The following is a 20,451-nucleotide window of genomic DNA, read 5'->3' on the forward strand; positions in this document are numbered from 1 at the left end:
CGGCAAATATGGCGGTTTTTGATAGGGTTGGCTAATCGCCACTATGCCAGGCGTTTACGTGCGCCGTGGCGCGCCTGCCGCGGCATCGTGGGCTGTGTGGTGGCCTGCCAGTGGGGCTTTTCGGTGATGTTTGGTGGTAAAATGGATTGCCGGGCGGCCGCCGTTGCGCGCCAAAACGGCCTTTCCCGTCTGGCGAAACGGGCCGTTTTACAATGCCGTACGGCACATATCGCAGATTTCCGGCCACCGTTCGGCCCGTCACGAGGCATCCGTGCGTATTGCAATTCCTGTTTCGTCAAAACCTTTTTTCAATACTTTTTACCTCCCGGCCCGTCAGGGTGGGCGGCCAGGGGCAGCTGTCGGCGCGAGCCGGCGTGCGGCCCCGGCAACAAAAAACGCATGATTTATTAGGTTCGTATGGTTTATTTCAGTATCTTTGCATAAGATAATCTGCGCTCGGGAATGTGCAAGCAAGCTTGCATTCCGCTCGCTTGCGATATCTTTGCATAAGATAATCTGCGCTCGGAAATGTGCAAGCAAGCTTGCATTCCGCTCGCTTGCAGAGTCTGGAAAACAAGATAAACACCATCCGGGAGGCCGCAGGCACTTGCACTCCCGCACTTATTGTCATTTTAAAACAATACAGGCACCGCGCCAAGTAAACCGGCCCCGAACAGGGGGACACCCAGCCACGAGGCGCAACATGGGCCACTCAAAACAACTGGTCATGAAGAAGTTAGCATTAAGCATAGTCGTTGCATTGGCATTGCTGCCCGTGTCGATGTTCGGGCAGAGCTATTCGGCGCTGTGGAAGCAGGCCGACGAGGCAGCCGACAAGGATTTGCCAAAGACAAGAATAGGCATTTTGGAGAAGATAGAGGCCAAGGCCCGCGCCGAAAAGGCATACGGCCAGTTGCTCAAGGCCGGGCTGCTGAAGGCCCGGGTTGCGGCCGAGGTGGCCCCCGACTCGCTGCGCCCGGCCGTCGACAGGCTGGCGGCCCAATGCCACGGGGCCGACGACCCGGTGCTGAAGGCCGTTTGCGCCGCCGTGCTGTACCGCATATACACCGCCAACCCGGATGTCGACGACTCTGCCTCCGTGCTGGCCGGCAGGTACAAGGCCATGGCCATGGCCGACGTGGGCGCCCTGGCGCGCACCAAGGCCGACGCTTTCAGCCCTATGGTGACAGAGGGATATAACGGCAAGATATTCGGCGACGACATGCTGAGCGTGGTAGGATACGAGGTGGGCGACTTCGGCGCGCTCTACAACCACTACAATGCCGCCGGCAACAGGCAGGCCGCATGCCTCGCCGCGCTGGGCATGATAAGGCAGCACAAGGGGCAGGCAGAGGTGTGCGTCAACAAGTCTGAATACATCAACTGGCTCGACTCGCTCACCCATGTCTACTCCGACCTCGACGTGGCCTGCGAGGCCGCCATCGAGAGATACCGCTACATGGAGGACTGCCCGGGCGTGACGGCAGAGCAGAAGATAAGCTACATACACTACGCTCTCGACAAATGGGGCGGCTGGCAGAACGCCGGCCAGTTGCGCAACGCCGAGCGCGAGCTCACCGCGCCGTGCTTCACTGTGCAGATGGCGAGCTCGGTGGTTGAGCCGGGCAAGGCGCAGACCATGACGCTGAGCGGCCTGCGCAACGTCGGTTCGGTGCAGATGGCCGTCTACCGCACGGCACTGCAGGGCGACACCGACCTGAATCCCGCCAACGAAGACGACTACAGGAAAATGCGCGCCGGGCTGCAAGAGCTCAAGGACAAGGCGCAAGAGCACCGATACATAAGCCATCCCGACTATCAGTTCTTTGAAGACTCGATGGTGGTGCCGGGCCTGCCGGCCGGTGTCTACATGATTGAGGTGCGCACATCGCCCGCAACCGAGACCGTGAGATGGCTGTATTACGTCACCGACGTATACTTGCTGAGCCACGGCCTGCCCGGCAACCGCACGCGCTATGTGGCCGTGAGCGCCACCACGGGGCAGCCGTTGCCCGGGGCACGCGTGAGGCTGGAGACCGAGTGCCGCTATGGCGGCAAGCCCGTGGCAGCCACGCTGACATGCAACGCCGACGGCGAGACAGTATATGCATACGGAAAGAGACAGCCCGCCAGGGCCCGTGCGTTTACCGACACCGACAGGTACAGCCCCAATGCGTGGGCTTACAACGTGTTCTCTTACAGCTCACGCGACGGCCAGTCTGAGCAAACGCGCGTGTTCACCGACCGCAGCGTCTATCGCCCGGGGCAGACGGTGCACGCCTCGGCTGTGGTGTATGAGTCGGCAGGCGGCACCGACGCCAAGGCCAAGGCAGGCCGGCGGGTGAAGGCTTTGCTGCGCGACGCCAACTTCAAGGTGGTGTCTGAGAAAGAGATTGTGACCGATGGCTATGGCACTTGCGCCGCCGACTTCGTGCTGCCCGTGGGCACTCTCAACGGCAGTTTTACCGTTTTCGTGAACAACTCGTCGGCGCGCATACGTGTTGAAGAGTATAAACGACCCACCTTCAAGGTTGAGTTCCCGAAGATAAACGAGAAGTATGCCGCGGGCGACACGCTCGTGGTGAGGGCCAAGGCCCTGAGCTTTGCCGGCGTTCCGGTGCAGGGCGCACAGGTGAAATATACCGTTAGGCGCCGCCGGTCGCTCTGGTGGCGGCCCGCGCCGGGCTTTTCGGCATCGTCGAAGGCTCTGCCCGGCATGGACGACACAGAGCTGTGGAGCGGCAATGCTGTAACCGGTGCCGACGGTTCGTTTGCCGTGACCATGCCGATGGTGCTGCCCGATATGCCCAAGGGCATAAGCATGTTCTACAACATCGTGGCAACGGCCGACGTGACCGACGTGGGCGGCGAGACCCGTACGGGCGAAGTGAGCGTGCCAATAGGCACCAAGCCGACTGCCTTCAGCTGCGACCTGCCCGAAAAGGTGGTGGCCGACAGTTTCAAGACCGTGGTGTTCACGCTGCGCAATGCCGCCGGCGAGCCCATCAGCGCCGACGTGCGCTTCCGCATCGACGGCTCGGGCGAGTGGCTGTCGGGCAAGACCTCGGCCCCCTTGCCAGTGGGGCGGCGGCTTGCTTCGGGGCGCCACAGGCTCTTTGCAGTGTGCGAGACCGACACCATCGATACCGAGTTTGTGGCCTTCTCGCTCAACGACACGGTGCCGTGCATCAACAGCCGCAGCTGGTTTTATGCATCCGCCACTGAGTTCCCGGCCGACGGGCGGCCTGTGACGGTGCAGGTGGGCTCGTCAGACAGCACCGTGCATATAGTCTACTGCCTGGCGTCGGGCGACCGCATCATCGAGAGCGGGGCGGCAGACGTGACCAACAGGCTGGTAAACCGCAAGTTTGTGTATAAGGAAGAGTATGGCGACGGCCTGCTGCTGACATACGCCTGGGTGAAAAACGGGCAGTGCCACAAATACAGTGCCACCATCGCCAGGCCGGTGCCCGACCGCAGGCTCCGCATGGCATGGACAACGTTCCGCGACCGCCTGACCCCCGGCCAGAAGGAAGAGTGGCGGCTCAGCATAACCAATCCCGACGGAACGCCGGCCAAGGCTCAGCTCATGGCCACGCTCTACGACATGTCGCTCGACCAGGTGGTGCCCCATTCGTGGTCGCTCGACGTCAGTGAGTGGCTGTCGCTGCCCTATGCCGCATGGTTGTCCAGGCCGAGTATTGGCATTTATCAGAGTGCCGAGCAGTCGTGGAAACCGTTTGCTTTCCGCGAACTCGCGGTGAGCTCATTCGACAGTTCGGTGTTCCCCGTTTCTGTTCCCATGCTTTACTGTTATTCAAACATAATGGTCAGGGGCACCCGTTCGGTAAAGCGCGCCCCGATGGCCATGGCCAAGGCCGCGCTCAACTCTGCCGAGGCGGCGGCCGACATGACTGTCGAAGCCGAGCAGAGCGTGGCCCTGACAGGTGCCGTTCCGGCCCCGGAGGCGGCCTCAGGCGCCCCGGCCGGTGGCGGCGGGAGAGCGGTCGGGGTACAGGTGCGCGAGAATCTCAACGAGACCGCGTTCTTCTATCCGGCCCTCGAGACCGACGCCGAGGGCGGGGTGACACTGAAGTTCACGCTGCCCGAGAGCCTCACAACATGGCGTTTCATCGGTGTGGCCCACACAAAAGACATGCTCACGGGCACCATCGGTGGCGAGGCCGTGGCCCGGAAAGACGTGATGGTGCAGCCCAACGTGCCGCGCTTTGTCCGCGTGGGCGACAAGGCACGCATCACCGCGCGCGTTATCAACACGTCGGAAAAGGGCGTTGGCGGAACGGCGCGCATGGAACTGATAGACCCCGAGACCGAGGCCGTGGTGCTGAGCCGCACGCAGAGCTTTGCCGTTGAGGCCGGGGCGACGGCAGCTGTGGCCTTCGACTGCAGCCCCGACGGCGCGCAGCCGCTGCTCGTATGCCGCATAACGGCATCCGGCAATGGCTTCAGCGATGGCGAGCAGCACTATCTGCCGGTGTTGCCCGACCGCGAGCGCGTCACCGTCACGGTGCCGTTCACCCAGCACGGGACCGGCACCATGGCCGTGCGCATTGATACCATGTTCAAGAAAGGCGTCTCCGACCGCAAGCTGACAATAGAGTATACCAACAATCCGGCATGGCTGATGGTGCAGGCATTGCCGTATGTGGGCACGCCGAGCGACGACAACGCCGTCGACCAGGCCGTCGCCTTCTACGCCAACGCCCTCGGCCGCAGCATGGCACTGCGCTCGCCGCGCGTCAAGACCGTCTTCGACAGCTGGCGAATGGAGCCCGCGGGGGCGCAGTCGCTGACAAGCAGCCTTGCGAAAAACGCCGAACTGAAGGACATTGTGATGAGCGAGACACCGTGGGTGGCCGATGCCGACCGCGAGACGGAGCAGAAACAACGCCTCGCCGACTTCTTCGACGAGTCGCTAATGCAGAGCCGCATGGATGCCGCGGCGGGCAAGTTGCGTGCCCTGCAGAACCCCGACGGGTCGTGGAGCTGGTGGCCCGACATGCCCGGCAGCCTGAGCATGACCGTCGAGGTGGCCGAGATGCTCGTCCGCCTCGACAATATGGCAGGCCGGCAGGAGCTGTCTGCCGCGATGCTCAACAAGGCTTTCGGCTACATGGACAAGCGTTTTGTTGAGCAGGTGGCCGACATGAAGCGCGCCGAACGCGCTGGACGGCCACAGGCTTTCCCCGGTGGCGAGGCCCTGCGCTACCTATATCTCTGCGCCGTCGACGGCCGCAAGCACTCCGCTTCGGCCTCGGCCGCCGCCGATTACCTCGTGGCTCTGCTCCGGAAAGAGGCAAAGGGGCAGTCGATATACGACAAAGCTCTCACCGCCATCGTGCTTGCCAAGCGGGGCGACAGCCGCCTCGGCCGTGAATATGTGCAGAGCCTGAAGGAATACACCGTGTTTACCGAAGAGGCCGGACGCTATTACGACACACCGCGCGCGGCCTATTCGTGGCGCGACTACCGCATACCGACACAGGTGGCGGCCATGGAAGCCATAGCCGCCATAACCCCGCAAGACAGCGCAACGCTCGACCAGATGCGCCGCTGGCTGCTGGGCCAGAAGCGCACACAGGCTTGGGATACGCCCATCAACAGCGTCAACGCCATCTACGCGTTCCTCGCCGGGGGCACTGAGCTGCTCGAATCGGGCGGGCGCACGGCCCTCGCCATCGACGGCAAGGCCATCGACGCGCCTCAGGCCACGGCCGGCCTGGGCTATGTGAAGACGGCCTTGCACGACCCCAAGGGCACGACGTTTACCGCAACAAAGACGTCTGGCGGCACGTCGTGGGGCGCAGTCTACGCCCAGTTCATGCAAGACGCTTCACAGGTGGCGCCGTCTGCCTCGGGCATAAGCGTGAAGCGCGAGATTGTGGCCGACTCTGCCGGGCTGCATGTGGGAAGCCGCGTCAGGGTGCGCATAACCATCAGGGCCGACCGCGACCTCGACTTTGTGCAGGTGGCCGACCGCCGCGCAGCCTGCATGGAGCCCGTGGGACAGCTCAGCGGCTACCGCAACGGCGCATACTGCTCGCCGAAGGACAATGCTACCAACTATTACTTTGACCGCATGAGCAAGGGCACGCACGTGGTGGAGACCGAGTATTACATTGACCGCGCGGGCCGTTACGAGACCGGAACGTGCACCGCCGGCTGTGCCTATGCCCCCGAGTACCGCGCCACGGCGCCGTCGGTGGCAATAGAAGTGAAAGAATGAACATTACGATTCTGCCGTGACCAGGGCGGTAGATGCTTCAAAATAAAATATGGACAAGAGAATATTGCTGGTAGCGCTGGTGGCCATGGCCTCATTGCAGGCCGGAGCCCAGCGCCTGACCGTAGAGAAAGAGACTGTCGACTGCGGCAGCGTGGCTTACGACGCTCCCGTTACCGCAGTGTTCGAGCTGCGCAACAAGGGCGCACGCAAGTTGAAGATAAACGACGTAAGGGTGAGTTGTGGATGCATAGGCGTAGACTATCCCAAGGGCGAGGTGGGCGGAGGCGACCGCTTCAAGGTTCGCCTTACATACGACGCCCGCCAGCTTGGCCACTTTGAAAAGACGGCCGCCATCTACAGCAACGGCTCAAAGAAACCCGTATACCTCACGATGAGGGGAGTGGTGCTTGCCGAGGTAGAAGATTACACGGGCAGCTACCCCTATGAGTTCGGCGACCTCAGGGCCGACAAAAACGTGTTGGAGTTTGACGACGTGAACAAGGGCGACACGCCGGAGCTTGAGATTTACATACGCAACACGGGGACGAAGACGCTCCAGCCAAACATAATGCACCTGCCGTCTTACCTCTCGGCCGCCGTAACACCCGAGAAGTTGCGCCCCGGCCACGCCGGCCGCATCAGCGTGTCGCTCAATTCGGAGAAGCTGCGCGACTACGGCCTTACGCAGACATCGGTCTACCTGGCCAACATGCCCGGCGAGGAAGTGAGCCAGGAAAAGGAAATCACCGTGTCGTCGGTGTTGCTGCCGGGCTTCGACGGCATGACCGCCGAGGTGAAGAAGTTTGCGCCCAAGATGGAAATGTCGGCCGACTCGATAGTGTTCGACTTCGAAGGCAAGAGCCGGAAGAAGGGCGAGATAAAGATAACCAACGCCGGCCGCTCGACGCTGAAGATAGGTTCGCTGCAGATGTTCACCGCAGGCCTGCGCGTCACGTTGGGCAAGCGGGAGCTCGACGCGGGCGAGTCGACAGAACTGAAGGTGACGGCCTACCGCGATGAACTGTCGAAAGTGCATTCGCGGCCGCGCATACTGATGATAACCAACGACCCAGACAGGCCGAAGGTAGTAGTGAAAATTAAAACCAAGTGAGCTATGCAACACCCCGAAAACAACGCAGAATACAAGGGGCTGACCGTCAACAGCGGTGTAGAGCAGCCTTCTATAGTGAACCCATACCTCAAGCGCTTCCGCCGCAGGCACCGCGAACTGTCGGTGGGCGAGATGGTTGAAGGCATACTGAAAGGCGATGTCACCGTGCTGAGCCAGGCGGTGACGCTCGTCGAGAGCGTCAACCCCGACCACGTGGGCAAGGCCCAGGAGGTGATAGACAAGTGCCTGCCATACAGCGGCAGGTCTGTGAGGGTGGGCATAAGCGGAGTGCCCGGAGCAGGCAAGTCTACGTCGATAGACCAGTTTGGCGTCCATGTGCTTGGCGAACATGGCGGCAAGCTGGCCGTGTTGGCCATCGACCCGAGTTCCGAACGGTCGAAGGGCAGCATACTCGGCGACAAGACCCGCATGGAAAAACTGGCCCAGCACCCCGACTCGTTCATACGCCCCAGCCCCACGGCAGGCTCGCTCGGCGGGGTGGCCCGCAAGACTCGGGAGACCATCATACTGTGCGAGGCGGCCGGATTCGACAAGATCTTTGTCGAGACGGTGGGAGTGGGGCAGAGCGAAACGGCCTGCCACTCGATGGTCGACTTCTTCCTGCTCATACAGCTTGCCGGCACCGGCGATGAGCTTCAGGGCATAAAGCGCGGCATAATGGAGATAAGCGACGGCATAGTCATCAACAAATGCGATGGCGAAAACGTGGACAAGTGCCACCTCGCCGCCCGTAACTTCCGCAACGCGCTGCATTTCTTCCCCAAGCCCGAGAGCGGATGGACGCCGCAGGTGATGTGTTACAGCGGCTTCTATGGCACGGGCATAAAGGAGATATGGGACATGGTGTACCGCTATGTCGACTTTGTCAAGGCCAATGGATACTTCGACCACCGCCGCAACGAGCAGAGCAAGTACTGGATGTACGAGACTATCAACGAGCACCTGCGCAGCAGTTTCTACAACAGCAGGCTCATACAGCAGCGGCTGGCCGACGCCGAGAGGATGGTGCTGGCCGGAGGCAAGACCAGCTTCGCGGCCGCAGGCGAGCTTCTCGATGCCTATTTTGCCGAGATGAAGAAATGACACATCACCCTGTCTCCTGCCGTTGAGGCATGGCGGCAGGGGAATGTAGCATTGTGCCCCGGGCGGCGAAAAAACTTTACCATGCCATTCACGTGCGCCCACAAGGGCCATGCTGACGGCCGAAACGGCCCGTTCTGCCCTGCCGGACGGCGTGTTTGGCGGTGCCGGACGGCCCGTTTTGCAACGCAAAATGTGCCGTATCGCAAAGCGTTGGCACTGAGGCGGTTGCGCGCCTTGCCCACGACGGTAAGCAAACTTTACACATGTGCCGAGTCACGGGCATGGCTTTGCCTGTGCGGCACACATTGTTTTACAACCAAAACAACATAAGACAAGTGCAGATAGAAATAGACAATGGCAGCGGATTTTGCTTCGGCGTGACCACTGCCATAAAGAAAGCCGAGGAAGAGCTGGCCGGTGGCAAGACGCTCTATTGCCTCGGCGACATAGTACACAACGGCATGGAGTGCGAGCGGTTGCGCCGGATGGGCCTCGTGACCATAAACCACGACGACCTGCGCAGGCTGCACAACGCCAAGGTATTGCTGCGCGCCCACGGCGAACCGCCCGAGACCTACGAGCTGGCGCGGCGCAACAATATCGAGATAATAGACGCCACATGCCCTGTGGTGCTGCAGTTGCAGCGCAGGATAAAGCGGCAGTTTGACGCCAACCCCGACGCGCAGATTGTGATATTCGGCAAGAACGGCCACGCCGAGGTGCTGGGGCTGGTGGGGCAGACAGAGAGCAAGGCCATAGTGATAGAGGCTTTCGACGATGTGGTGAAGCTCGACTTCAACCGCGACATATACCTTTATTCGCAGACAACAAAGTCGCTCGACGAGTTCCATCGCATCATAGACTACATCCAGGGGCACATATCGCCATCGGCAACGTTTCGCAGCTTTGACACGATATGCCGGCAGGTGGCCAACCGAATGCCCAACGTGAGCGCATTTGCCGCCCGGCATGACCTCATACTGTTTGTCTGCGGGCATAAGAGCAGCAACGGCAAGGTGCTCTTCAACGAGTGCCTGAGGGTCAACCCCAACAGCCATCTCGTGGAAGGGCCGGGCGAAATCGACCCGCGATGGCTGCAGGGCGTGGACACGGTGGGCATCTGCGGGGCCACGAGCACGCCCAAGTGGCTGATGGAGCAGTGCCGCGACGCGTTGGTCAAAGGCTGTGACATGAAAACCATTACTAATATAAACGACCAATGAAGAAGACTTTACTGACAGCCGTCATGGCGGCGGCAGCCCTCGCCGGCGCCGCGCAGGACAGCAAGATGGACGAGTTTGTGAGCTCGCTCATGCAGAAAATGACCATTGAAGAAAAGATTGGGCAGCTCACTTTGCAGGTGGCCGGCGACATAACCACCGGCTCTGTGCAGTCGTCGCCCGTCACGGAACGCATTGCCGCGGGCCGGATGGGAGGTGTGTTCAATGTGAAAGGGGCGGGCAAGATACGCCAGTTGCAGGACATTGCCGTCAAGCAGACGCGACTGGGCATACCTTTGCTCGTGGGCATGGACGTGGTGCATGGCTACGAGACCATCTTCCCCATACCGCTGGCGATGTCGTGCAGTTGGGACACCCTGGCCATAGAGCGCTCTGCGCGCATAGCCGCCAAGGAGGCAAGTGCCGACGGCATCAACTGGACTTACAGCCCGATGGTAGACATCAGCATGGATGCGCGCTGGGGGCGCGTGGCCGAAGGCAGCGGCGAAGACCCGTATCTCGGCTCGTGCATAGCCCGGGCCATGGTGAGGGGCTATCAGGGCGACTATTCGGGCAAGGCCGACATAATGGCTTGCGTCAAGCATTTCGCGCTCTACGGGGCCGTCGAGGCGGGCAAGGACTACAACACCGTGGACATGAGCCGCATGCGAATGTACAACCGTTATTTCCCTCCCTACCGCGCGGCTGTTGACGCCGGGGCTGGCAGCTTCATGACTTCGTTCAACCTTGTCGACGGCATTCCGGCCACGGGCAACCGCTGGCTGCTCACCGATGTGTTGCGGAAGCAGTGGGGATTCGACGGTTTTGTGGTCACCGACTATGAGTCTCTGATGGAGATGACGCGCCATGGGGTGGGCGACCTCGCCTCGGTCTCGGTGCAGGCGCTGAAGGCCGGCACCGACATGGAGATGTGTTCGGAGGGCTTTTACAAGACGTTGGGGCAGTCGTTGAAGGATGGGCGCGTTTCCACCGACGACATCGACCGGGCCTGCCGGCGCGTGCTTGAGGCCAAGTATAAGCTGGGCCTTTTTGCCGACCCGTACAAGTATTGCGACGAAAGCCGCCATGCCACCGATGTGTATACGGCCGAGAACCGCGCCGAGGCACGCGAACTGGCTGCCAAGACGTTTGTTCTGCTTAAGAACGAGGGCGGCCTGCTGCCACTGAAGAAGCAGGGAAAGATAGCGCTGATAGGCCCGCTGGCCGACAACGCCGCCAACCTGTGCGGTACGTGGTGCGTGGCCTACACCCCGGAGCGCTACTCCACGCTGCGCCAAGGGCTCGAGCGGGCTGTCGGCGGCAAGGCTACGGTGCTGTATGCGCAGGGGTGCAACCTTACGCGCGATGCCGCATTGCAGAAAGCTGCCGAGTTTGGCAGGACGATACCTCGTGGCGACGACGAGGCCATGAAGGCCGAGGCACTGCGTGTGGCGGCCGGGGCCGACGTGATAGTGTGCGCCATGGGCGAGTGCTCCGACATGACGGGAGAGAGCTCCAGCCGCGTAGACCTCGAGCTGCCCGACGTGCAGCGCGAGCTGTTGGCAGAGCTGCTGAAGCTCGGCAAGCCCGTGGTGCTGCTCAACTTCTCGGGCCGCCCCACTGTGATGACATGGGAGCAGGCCCGTGTGCCGGCCATCATGAACGTGTGGTTCGGAGGCTCTGAGGCTGCCGACGCCATCTGCGACGTGCTCTTTGGCGACCGTGTCCCGTCGGGAAAGCTCACCATGACCATGCCACAGGCGGTAGGGCAGATACCTCTCTACTACAATCACATGAGCACGGGGCGCCCTGTTCCCGAGGGCATAAAGTCGTACCGCAAGTACCAGAGCAACTATCTCGATGTGCGCAACGACCCGCTCTATCCCTTTGGCTACGGCTTGAGCTACACCACGTTTAAGTATTCCGAGCCCCGGCTCAGCGCCGACAGCATGGCCGTGGACGGTTCGGTGAAGGTGAGTGTCGACGTTACGAATACGGGAGAGCGCGATGCCGACGAGGTAGTACAGTTGTACATACGCGACCTTGTGGCAAAGATAAGCCGTCCGGTGAAGGAACTCAAGGGGTTCAGCCGGGTGCACATCAAGGCCGGTGAGACCCGTACGGTTGAGTTTACCATCGTGCCCGACATGCTAAAATACTACGACAGCGAGCTCAACTATGGCCTCGACGCGGGCGAGTTTACCGTAATGACCGGGCCCGACAGCCGCCGGGTGAAGGGTTGCAAGCTCACCGTCTATTGACCGGAGGGCATTGCCTGCAGCCTGTCGGGGCAGCATCTGTTGCGGCAGGAAAAACATAGTGGCGGGCGCAAAGACATTGCGTCCGCCACTTCTGTGTGTATGTTTCATGCCGGATTGCCCCATGCCTGCAGGCCGTGAGGGTAGCCCGGCGTTACGCTTTTTGCTTAATCGGCCTGCTTCTGGCACGCCTCGTGGAAGCGCTCCAGCAGCCATTGCTTCTGCTCGGCTATCGTCATGTGGCTGTTGTCAAGCTCTATGGCGTCGTCGGCCTTGCGCAATGGCGACACATCGCGGTGAGAATCGATGTAGTCGCGCTCCTTTACGTTGCGCAGAATGTCGTCGAAATCGGCGTCCATGCCTTTCGATTTCAGCTCGTCGAAGCGCCTTTGGGCCCTCACTTCGGCCGAGGCGGTGACGTAAATCTTCAGCTCTGCGTCGGGGAATACGGTTGTTCCTATGTCGCGCCCGTCCATTACCACTCCCTTGTCGCGGCCCATTGCCTGCTGCAGGGCCACCATGGCCGACCGCACAAAGGGCAGGGCGGCCACCGGGCTTACATGGTCTGACACTTCCATCGAGCGGATTTTGTCTTCCACCCTTTCACCGTTGAGGTATGTGTCGGGCCGCCCCGTGGCCTCATTCAGCCTGAATGAGATGCCGATGTCGCCCATCTTGCGCCTCAGGGCATCGGCGTCGATGCCCCCATCGGGCAAGAACATGTTGTTTTCGAGCGCATACAGCGTCACGGCACGGTACATTGCGCCGGTGTCTACGTATACGTAACCCACCTCGCGGGCCAAGTCTTTGGCCATCGTACTCTTTCCGCAAGACGAAAATCCGTCAATGGCTATCGTGATCTTCTTCATAAATTAAAGTGTATAAGTGGCGTTGAAGTTTAGTGACGCGGTTGAGACGTGGTACTTGCCGTAGGCCACATTCAGCTTGAAACGCTCCAGTTGGAGGCCTGCCCCGAACGAGAACCCTGCCCCGTGGCTGCTGCTTCCCTCCACGTCATCGATGCTCATCTCGTCCGCTCTGCGGAAGTTGTAGCCCCCGGCGACGTAGATGCTGCTCGAAAGGAGCACGTCGACGCCCACCACGAAGTGGCTCGCGAAATCGCCGTGCCAGTCGTTCAGCCTTGTCATGGTGGCCGAAAGCCGTAGCGGGGCCTTGCCCAGTTGCTTGCTGATGCCGGCCTGCAGGTCGAACGGTATCTTCTCGAAGTCATCGTTGTATGCCTTGATCTGCCCGCCGAGGTTGCGTGCCACGGCCGACAGCGACAGCCCCTTGTCCTCGTCGTAGTAATTGATTCCGAGGTCCACTCCCACGGCGAGCGAGTTGTATCCGGCGATGCTTGAGGTGATGAACTTGCCCGATACGCCTCCGGCCAGCCTGTCGTTGAATATGTAGGCGAACGCTCCGCCCAGCACGATGTCCTTTGCCGAGAATGTGCCCGTCTCGATGTTGTCGGCCGTCACCTCCCTCATCTTGCCGTAGTCCATGTACTGTGCGGTGACGGCCCATGTGCCTCGTTCGCGCCATGCCCTTGTAAACGATGCGCTGGCCGTGTTGCTTCCCTCCATGTAAGTCATGTAGTTGAGGTTTATCGACATGTCGGTCACAGCCGTAATCAGCGCCGGGTTGTGGAAAATAAGGGTAGGGTCGTCTTCCACTATCGTTATGTTGTCGCCACCGAGGGCAGCCACGTGCGCGCTTACCGGCAGCCGCAGGAAGTTGTAATCCGTTTGGCTTTCCTGCGCTTGCGTTCCTGTTGCAATGGTAATGCAAAGCAATGCAAAAACAACTTTTTTCATTTCTTTAAACGATTTTGTCGGCAAAGTTACGCCTTTTTTCAAATATCTGAGCTATTTTTGTAGCTGCAAATGATGGCGCCACTGTTTTATAACGTGAAACAACGGCGAATATTATACTGTAGATGGAGATAAAGAAGACAAAGGCGGCCGATTTAGAGTCGGGCAGGATGACGTGGTTCCTGCTCGGACTGATATTTATCTTGGCTGTCTTTTTTGTTGTCTTTGAGTATAATGAGAGTGGGCCGGCACCCGAAGAGGCCGACGAAGACATGCTCGACGACCTGCCCGAGAAAGACGACGGGTTGGTGCCTATGATGCTTCCGCACACCACCCTGCGCGTGGTGCAGCCCACAGAGGTTCACCACGAGGCCCCGACAAAGACCCGGTTGGTGGACAACGACAAGGCCATGCGCGACAGCGAGACCCTTGCCGAGATAGACATGGCTGTGCAGTCAGACCACGCCATGGTGCCGATAAGCGACGAGCCGAAGCCCAGCGTAGACGACCCCACGTCGCCGCCGTCGGAACTTATGGACGACAAGCCGCTCGACTTCCGCGTCGTAGAGAGCCTGCCCCAGTTTCCGGGCGGTGCCGTCGAGTTTATGAAATGGCTCACGCGCAACCTGCGTTACCCCCTTGCTGCCGAGCGGCAGAAGATAGAAGGGCGCGTGGTAGTGCAGTTCGTGGTTGAGCGCGACGGCTCCATCACCGGTCTCAAGGTGGTGCAGCCGGCCCATCCATACCTTGACCGCGAGGCCATGAGGGTGATGAACACCATGCCGAAATGGACTGCCGGCATGCAGAACGACAGGCCCTGCCGCACGATGGTGTGCATCCCGGTAGTGTTCAAGCTGTAGGCGGCCGCGCCCCGGCAGCCCGGCGGCATGCGGGTGCAGGCTTGGCGTGGCGCGCCGAGGCCCGTGCGGCAGCCTTGGCCGATTGTGCAGGCATCGTGCCGCCATCGTTAGTGAAATCAAAAAAAATGCAAAGATATGTTTACATCAAACGAACTGCTCAGCAAGGTTAACGACTTCATCGCTAACCTGAGCTATGACCGCAAGCCGGAGAGCATCTACGCTCCTATCAAGTATGTACTTTCCATAGGCGGCAAGCGCATCCGCCCGGTGCTGATGCTCCTGTCGTACAATCTCTACAAAGACAATCCGGAGAGCATACTCATGCAGGCTTGTGCGTTGGAGACATACCACAACTACACCCTTTTGCACGATGACCTGATGGACAACGCCGACGTCCGCAGGGGCATGCCCACCGTTCACCGCAAGTGGGATGCCAACACGGCCATTCTCTCGGGCGACTCCATGCTCGTGCTGGCATACCAGCGCATGGCCCAGTGCGCCCCCTCGAAGCTGAAGCCCGTGCTCGACCTGTTTACGGAGACGGCCCTGGAGATAGGCGAGGGGCAGCAGTATGACATGGACTTCGAGCGGCGTACCGATGTGACCGAGGCCGAGTATATAGAGATGATACGCCTGAAGACGAGCGTGCTGCTGGCCTGTGCCATGAAGACAGGCGCCATACTTGCCGATGCGCCGGCAGCCGACGCCGACCGCCTTTATCAGTTTGGCGAGCAGATAGGGCTGGCCTTCCAGCTGCAAGACGACCTGCTCGACGTCTACGGCGACCCCGCTGTGTTCGGCAAGGCCATCGGCGGCGACATTGTGTCGAACAAGAAGACATACATGCTCATCAATGCCTACCAACTGGCCGGGCCGTCGCAGCGATCGGAACTGATGCGCTGGATTACCGCCGTCGATTTTGACAGGGCCGAAAAGGTGGCCGCCGTGACCAGGATTTACGACGAACTGGGCATCAGGGGCCTGTGCGAGGCACGCATAAACCAGTATTTCGACCGCGCCAGTGAATACCTTGCAGCCGTCGGAGTGGACGATGCGCGCAAGGAACAGCTGCGGCGTTTCGCCCAGGAAATGATGCACCGCGAGGTCTGACCCCAATCCCTTGCCAAAGGCGTGGCGCCGTTAGGGGGCCATGGCCGTGGCAGGCGAAAGCCGGCCGTGGCCATGGCCGCTGCCTGAAGTGGCTCCGGCAGCCATGCCCGACACTCATTCTTACAGCCAACAACAAACAAACAGATAGCCCAATGCCCTACAGAAGATTGCCAAAGACCGACGCCGCAAGGCTCAAGGCACTGAAGACCGTGCTCGACTGCAACGACATATACACGGTTAGAAACCGCATTGTCGACTGGCAGGTGCTCAATCGCTGCCGCCCTGCATACGACAGACTGCTCACCGCTTGCGAGCAGTACAGGGTGTGCATGATGGCACAGAAGCGCAAGACGGGGCAGATGGAGAAACTGCAGCGCAACGCCGCCATGTTTCTGAGCCATTTCATCCAGGTGCTGTTCCTTGCCATGGAGCGGGGCGAGATAAAGCCGCGCTACAAGCAACTCTACGGCTTCGCCGAGAGCGACGCGGCCGTGCCAAGCCTGAAGTCGGCCGAGAGCTTGCTGGAGTGGGGGCAGAAGGTGGTCGACGGCGAGCGCGAGCGGCTGCGTGGCGGAGGGCTGCCCATATACAACCCGACCATTGGCAAGGTGGCAACACACATCGACATATTCCGCGATGCCTACAACGAGCAGCGGCTGCGGCAGCGGCATACGGCTGCAGCGTTGGCCGCCGTGCAGCGGCTCAGGCCCGAAGTCGACGCCGTGCTGCTCGATTTGTGGAACCAGATAGAGGCCTATTTCGCCTCCGAGCCGCCCGAGGTACGCTATGCCGAGTGCCGCAAGCTGGGGGTAGTTTACTATTACCGTCGGAAGGAACCCCATCTGTATTGATGCATACTCAGGGCGGAGGCATGCCGGCATCGGCTGCTTGCCATGGCTGCATGTGGCTGAACAAATGATTACAATGCAGGCGTGGTGGCGCCACGGGGGCCGTCCGGGCGCGCGATTCGGGCCGTTTGGCAATCCCATACGGGCCGTTTGGCAATCCCATACGGGCCGTTTGGCGCCGCAATGTCGGCCGTTTTGCACGGCCGAATGGCATTGGTGGGCAAGTGACTGGGGCACAGGCGTTTATGCAGATGTGCATTTTCGCTCGCCCAAATGCGAAATATCGTTACATGCAAAGGATGCCGGCGGTTTCCGTGACCGCAGGCAACGGTTGCTGCCCGGCCACCCCGGCCGCGCTCCCGTAGCCTCATTGCCACCGTGCGGGCGGCATGCAGCCATGCCTTTAATATTGAAACATCATTTTAAAAGAATATTTTTTATGCATTTCATAGACACACACGCCCATCTTGACGGTACCGAGTTCGACGCCGACCGCGACGAAGTGGTAGGCCGCGCCCGCGCTGCGGGTGTATCGCATGTGCTCATACCGGCCATCGACCTGCCCTCGGTGGGCACCGTCCTTGCCACGTGCGACCGCTATCCGGGCTTTGCCCATCCAATGATAGGGCTCCACCCCGAGGAGGTGAATGGCGGTTACAGGGAGGTGCTGGCCAGCCTTCGCCGGCTGTTTTCGCCCCGATTTGTGGCCATTGGCGAGGTGGGACTCGACTATTATTGGAGCCGTGAGTTTGAGAAAGAGCAACTCGAGGCTTTCGAAGAGCAGGTGAGATGGTCGGTAGAGATACGCTTGCCGCTAATGATTCACTGCCGCAAGGCCCAGAACGAGATGGTGGCCATGCTCCGCCGATATGAGGCCGACCTGCCTGGAGGCGTGTTCCACTGCTTCACGGGCAACGAGCGCGAGGCCGCCGAGCTGTTGCGCTTCGAGCGCTTTGCCCTCGGCATAGGCGGCGTGCTGACGTTCAAGAAGTCGCACCTGCCCGAGGTATTGCCCCACGTGCCCATCGACCGCATAGTGCTCGAGACCGACTCACCATACATGGCCCCCGTGCCCATGCGCGGAAAGCGCAACGAGAGCGCCTATGTGAGCTATGTATTGGCCAAGGCTGCAGAGTGTTATGGCGTTTCGGAAGATGAGCTTGCCGAAGCAACCAACGCCACGGTGCGCCGTATCTTCGGCCCCCTTGACGTGAAATCATTGGTTAAAGAAACATAAAAGGGCTGTGCGCGTTGCGGGAAATAGACATAAATGGCTTAAATTTGCACCGCAAAACGCAAGGAGAGGTGCTCGAGTGGCTTAAGAGGCACGCCTGGAAAGCGTGTAGACGCCAAAAGCGTCACGGGGGTTCGAATCCCCCTCTCTCCGCTGAACAGTACTAATTCGTTCTTCCACGCTTATGAAGAAGTTAATTGCCTTGTGCGCAATTAGTGCCCTGATTGCTTATAGCCCGGTGGCTATGGCGCAGGTTACCCCCAATAAAGACACTGCCGCTATTGCTGCCGGAGCACCGGCATCGGCTGTTGTCAGCGACTCGTCGGCTGCAGAGTTGGTCAGCGACTCCGCGTTGGCCGACGCCGATGTGGAGGAGGTCGTGCCCGAAGAGGGCGGCGGGCTGCACAAGGAGCTTAAGGTGAAGTTTATCGAAGGCAGTGCCGGGTTTATGTCGCTGGTGGCCCTTGCCCTTGTCATTGGCCTTGCCTTTTGCATAGAGCGCATCATCTACCTGACGCTCTCGGAAATCAATGCCAAGCGTTTCATGGAGGATGTCGGCGGGCGTGTCGAGGCCGGCGACATCGAGGGGGCCAAAGACCTGTGCCGCGCCACGCGCGGCCCCGTGGCTTCCATCTGCTACCAGGGCCTTACGCGCATCAGCGAGTCGATAGACAACATCGAGCGGTCGATAGTTTCTTACGGGTCGGTGCAGGCCGCCAACCTCGAGAAAGGTTGCTCGTGGATAACGCTGTTCATCTCGATGGCGCCGTCGCTCGGGTTCCTTGGCACCGTCATCGGCATGGTGATGGCTTTCGAGCAGATACGCCTTGCGGGCGACATCAACGCCACCATCGTTGCCGCAGGCATGAAGGTGGCCCTGCTGACAACCATCTTCGGCATCATAGTTGCGCTTATCCTTCAGATATTTTACAACTACATATTGTCGAAGATAGAGCATATCACGTCGCAGATGGAGGAGTCTTCGATTACCCTCCTGGACACAATAATGAAGTATAAGCTGGCTGGCAATGGGCAAGACGGTGAAAAGAAGGCGTAAGGGGCTGTCGGCCGACAGGGTGTCGGGCCGTGTCCTGGCCCTGCTCATAGCCTTGTCTGCGCTGGTGTTCGGCGCATTCTTCCTCGTCGGCTACGACATGCCATACGTGGCCGACACCAATTTCAATGCCCCGTTGCTCACCGACGTGCTCCTGGTCTACACCTATGTGCTGTGTGGCGTGGCCGTGGCCGTGGCCGTGGTTGCAATGGTCAGGGGCATAACAGTGCACGGGGGCAGCCGCTATGAGACCCACGGCGTGCCAGCCGGACGCATATCACTGGGAGTTGCCTTGCTGCTCGTGGCCACCTTGGGAGTTACGTTTGCCATGGGCTCGGCGGAGCCGGTGAGGGTCAACGGCAAGTGGTTTGCCGAGGCAGGATGGCTCAAGCTCACCGACATGTTCATCAATACGTCGATAGTGCTCGGCCTGGTGGCCGTGGCAGTGGTGGCATACGGTGTGTCGGGGCTCAACCGGCGGATGAACAGGAAAGACCGATAGGAGGTGGCCATGCTTAGGGAAAGGAAAAAGACTCACCGTGTTCCGGAACTGAACACCACGTCGACAGCCGACATATCGTTCATGTTGCTGACCTTCTTTCTTGTCACAACGTCGATGGAGACCGACAGGGGCATCACTCAGCAATTGCCGCCCATGCCGCAGGAAAAGGAGCAGGCTGTGGCCGAGGTCAAGCGGCGCAATGTGCTGCTGGTGGCATTGGACGGTGCCGACCGCATCACCTGCAACGGCAAGGAGGTGAGCGCCGACGGGCTGAAGGCCAAGGTCATGGAGTTCGTCGACAACGAAAGCGACAGCAAAGACCTGCCCGAAAAGGTGTGGCGCGACATCCCTCTGCTTGGGCGTTGCGCTGTCACAGCCAACCATCAGATATTCATCAAGGCCGACCGGGCGTCGACCTACAATGCTTATTTCGCTGTTCAGCAGGCCGTGATGGCTGCTTACAACGCGCTGCGCGACCGCTTGGCGACGCGCCGCTTTGGCCATCCGTATGCCGAATGCGACGACGAGGAGCAGCAAGCCGTGTGCGAATGCTATCCATTGCGGCTGTCGGAGGGCGACCTCGAGGTGGAAGGAGGTGGCAAATGAGCCGTTTCCGTACGTCGCACCACGAGGTGCCGGGGCTCAATACGGCCTCGCTGCCCGACTTGATATTCACCGTCTTGTTCTTTTTCATGATAGTGACGCATATCCGCCAGGCACAACTGAAGGTGGAATACCGTACACCGCAAGGTACAGAACTGGTGAGGCTGGCCAAGAAGTCGGCCACTACATACATCTACATCGGCCGTCCGGTGAAGGGACAGGGGCATTCGGATGGTTCGTCGATGCGCATTCAGCTCAACGACAAGTACGGCGACATCGACGATATAGCCGAGTACATAGCCAAGGAGCGCTCACGCATGGCCCCGGAAGACGCGGCCAATATGACCGTCAGCATAATGGCAGACCGCGATACGCCCATGGGCGTAATTGAAGACGTAAAGCGAGCCTTGCGTTCGGCGCACGCCCTGAAAGTAGTTTATTCAGCCAATACCGACGAAAAACACTGATATTTCATAGCGATTCTTA

At 60.1% G+C, this 20,451-nt stretch carries 15 protein-coding genes and 1 tRNA gene; 14 read left to right on the forward strand and 2 right to left on the reverse strand.

What is annotated here, in order from left to right; translation table 11 throughout:
* Positions 1–727: 727 nt before the first annotated feature.
* From H6B30_RS04950 to bglX, 5 genes are all read left to right on the forward strand, one after another.
* Positions 728–6,247: an alpha-2-macroglobulin family protein gene (locus H6B30_RS04950; protein ID WP_205108513.1), complete on the forward strand. Its 5,520-nt coding sequence runs from the start codon at positions 728–730 to the stop codon at positions 6,245–6,247.
* Between the two features lie 49 nt (positions 6,248–6,296).
* On the forward strand, positions 6,297–7,358 hold the full coding sequence (locus H6B30_RS04955) for a DUF1573 domain-containing protein (protein ID WP_205108515.1): 1,062 nt from the start codon (positions 6,297–6,299) through the stop codon (positions 7,356–7,358).
* 3 nt (positions 7,359–7,361) lie between these two features.
* Complete coding sequence (gene meaB, locus H6B30_RS04960) at positions 7,362–8,462, forward strand: methylmalonyl Co-A mutase-associated GTPase MeaB (RefSeq protein WP_205108517.1); 1,101 nt, start codon at positions 7,362–7,364, stop codon at positions 8,460–8,462.
* A gap of 335 nt (positions 8,463–8,797) precedes the next feature.
* Positions 8,798–9,685: a 4-hydroxy-3-methylbut-2-enyl diphosphate reductase gene (locus H6B30_RS04965; RefSeq protein ID WP_439116958.1), complete on the forward strand. Its 888-nt coding sequence runs from the start codon at positions 8,798–8,800 to the stop codon at positions 9,683–9,685.
* On the forward strand, positions 9,682–11,943 hold the full coding sequence (gene bglX / locus H6B30_RS04970) for a beta-glucosidase BglX (protein WP_205108519.1): 2,262 nt from the start codon (positions 9,682–9,684) through the stop codon (positions 11,941–11,943). Before H6B30_RS04965 ends, bglX begins: the two co-directional genes overlap by 4 nt.
* Positions 11,944–12,107: 164 nt before the next feature.
* On the opposite strand, the gene cmk is transcribed toward bglX, so the two are convergent.
* Together cmk and porQ are read right to left on the reverse strand one after the other, a co-directional pair.
* Positions 12,108–12,809, reverse strand: coding sequence for a (d)CMP kinase (gene cmk, locus H6B30_RS04975; RefSeq protein WP_205108521.1), 702 nt, complete (start codon positions 12,807–12,809; stop codon positions 12,108–12,110).
* Positions 12,810–12,812: 3 nt separating this feature from the next.
* On the reverse strand, positions 12,813–13,757 hold the full coding sequence (gene porQ / locus H6B30_RS04980) for a type IX secretion system protein PorQ (protein ID WP_205108523.1): 945 nt from the start codon (positions 13,755–13,757) through the stop codon (positions 12,813–12,815).
* Between the two features lie 122 nt (positions 13,758–13,879).
* Between porQ and H6B30_RS04985 the strand changes: the two genes are divergently transcribed.
* The 9 genes from H6B30_RS04985 (at position 13,880) to H6B30_RS05025 (ending at position 20,432) form a co-directional block, all read left to right on the forward strand.
* Entirely contained in the window at positions 13,880–14,614 is a 735-nt protein-coding gene (locus H6B30_RS04985; RefSeq protein ID WP_205108525.1) for an energy transducer TonB, read from the forward strand.
* Positions 14,615–14,749: 135 nt separating this feature from the next.
* Positions 14,750–15,724: a polyprenyl synthetase family protein gene (locus H6B30_RS04990; RefSeq protein ID WP_205108527.1), complete on the forward strand. Its 975-nt coding sequence runs from the start codon at positions 14,750–14,752 to the stop codon at positions 15,722–15,724.
* Positions 15,725–15,876: 152 nt separating this feature from the next.
* On the forward strand, positions 15,877–16,575 hold the full coding sequence (locus H6B30_RS04995; RefSeq protein WP_205108529.1) for a hypothetical protein: 699 nt from the start codon (positions 15,877–15,879) through the stop codon (positions 16,573–16,575).
* A gap of 436 nt (positions 16,576–17,011) precedes the next feature.
* On the forward strand, positions 17,012–17,809 hold the full coding sequence (locus H6B30_RS05000) for a TatD family hydrolase (RefSeq protein ID WP_205108531.1): 798 nt from the start codon (positions 17,012–17,014) through the stop codon (positions 17,807–17,809).
* Positions 17,810–17,871: 62 nt separating this feature from the next.
* Positions 17,872–17,959 (forward strand) — tRNA-Ser (locus H6B30_RS05005).
* 31 nt (positions 17,960–17,990) lie between these two features.
* The gene (locus tag H6B30_RS05010) at positions 17,991–18,863 is read left to right on the forward strand and encodes a MotA/TolQ/ExbB proton channel family protein (protein WP_205108533.1); all 873 of its coding nucleotides are present in this window, start codon (positions 17,991–17,993) and stop codon (positions 18,861–18,863) included.
* Entirely contained in the window at positions 18,847–19,362 is a 516-nt protein-coding gene (locus H6B30_RS05015) for a hypothetical protein (protein ID WP_205108535.1), read from the forward strand. Before H6B30_RS05010 ends, H6B30_RS05015 begins: the two co-directional genes overlap by 17 nt.
* A 9-nt stretch (positions 19,363–19,371) precedes the next feature.
* Complete coding sequence (locus H6B30_RS05020) at positions 19,372–19,968, forward strand: ExbD/TolR family protein (protein WP_205108537.1); 597 nt, start codon at positions 19,372–19,374, stop codon at positions 19,966–19,968.
* The gene (locus H6B30_RS05025; RefSeq protein ID WP_205108539.1) at positions 19,965–20,432 is read left to right on the forward strand and encodes an ExbD/TolR family protein; all 468 of its coding nucleotides are present in this window, start codon (positions 19,965–19,967) and stop codon (positions 20,430–20,432) included. The genes H6B30_RS05020 and H6B30_RS05025 overlap by 4 nt, the downstream gene beginning before the upstream one ends.
* Positions 20,433–20,451: the final 19 nt, after the last annotated feature.

The organism is Marseilla massiliensis (genome assembly GCF_016899955.1).
GTDB lineage: Bacteria > Bacteroidota > Bacteroidia > Bacteroidales > Bacteroidaceae > Prevotella > Prevotella intestinigallinarum.

Bases quoted from the DNA above. Each gene is read 5' to 3' on its own strand.
- H6B30_RS05000 (WP_205108531.1), top strand. From the start codon at position 17,012: ATGCATTTCATAGACACACACGCCCATCTTGACGGTACCGAGTTCGAC.
- H6B30_RS05020 (WP_205108537.1), top strand. From the start codon at position 19,372: ATGCTTAGGGAAAGGAAAAAGACTCACCGTGTTCCGGAACTGAACACC.
- H6B30_RS04985 (WP_205108525.1), top strand. From the start codon at position 13,880: ATGGAGATAAAGAAGACAAAGGCGGCCGATTTAGAGTCGGGCAGGATG.
- H6B30_RS05025 (WP_205108539.1), top strand. From the start codon at position 19,965: ATGAGCCGTTTCCGTACGTCGCACCACGAGGTGCCGGGGCTCAATACG.
- H6B30_RS04990 (WP_205108527.1), top strand. From the start codon at position 14,750: ATGTTTACATCAAACGAACTGCTCAGCAAGGTTAACGACTTCATCGCT.
- H6B30_RS04950 (WP_205108513.1), top strand. From the start codon at position 728: ATGAAGAAGTTAGCATTAAGCATAGTCGTTGCATTGGCATTGCTGCCC.
- cmk (WP_205108521.1), bottom strand. From the start codon at position 12,809: ATGAAGAAGATCACGATAGCCATTGACGGATTTTCGTCTTGCGGAAAG.
- H6B30_RS04955 (WP_205108515.1), top strand. From the start codon at position 6,297: ATGGACAAGAGAATATTGCTGGTAGCGCTGGTGGCCATGGCCTCATTG.
- porQ (WP_205108523.1), bottom strand. From the start codon at position 13,757: ATGAAAAAAGTTGTTTTTGCATTGCTTTGCATTACCATTGCAACAGGA.
- H6B30_RS05010 (WP_205108533.1), top strand. From the start codon at position 17,991: ATGAAGAAGTTAATTGCCTTGTGCGCAATTAGTGCCCTGATTGCTTAT.
- H6B30_RS04995 (WP_205108529.1), top strand. From the start codon at position 15,877: ATGCCCTACAGAAGATTGCCAAAGACCGACGCCGCAAGGCTCAAGGCA.
- bglX (WP_205108519.1), top strand. From the start codon at position 9,682: ATGAAGAAGACTTTACTGACAGCCGTCATGGCGGCGGCAGCCCTCGCC.
- meaB (WP_205108517.1), top strand. From the start codon at position 7,362: ATGCAACACCCCGAAAACAACGCAGAATACAAGGGGCTGACCGTCAAC.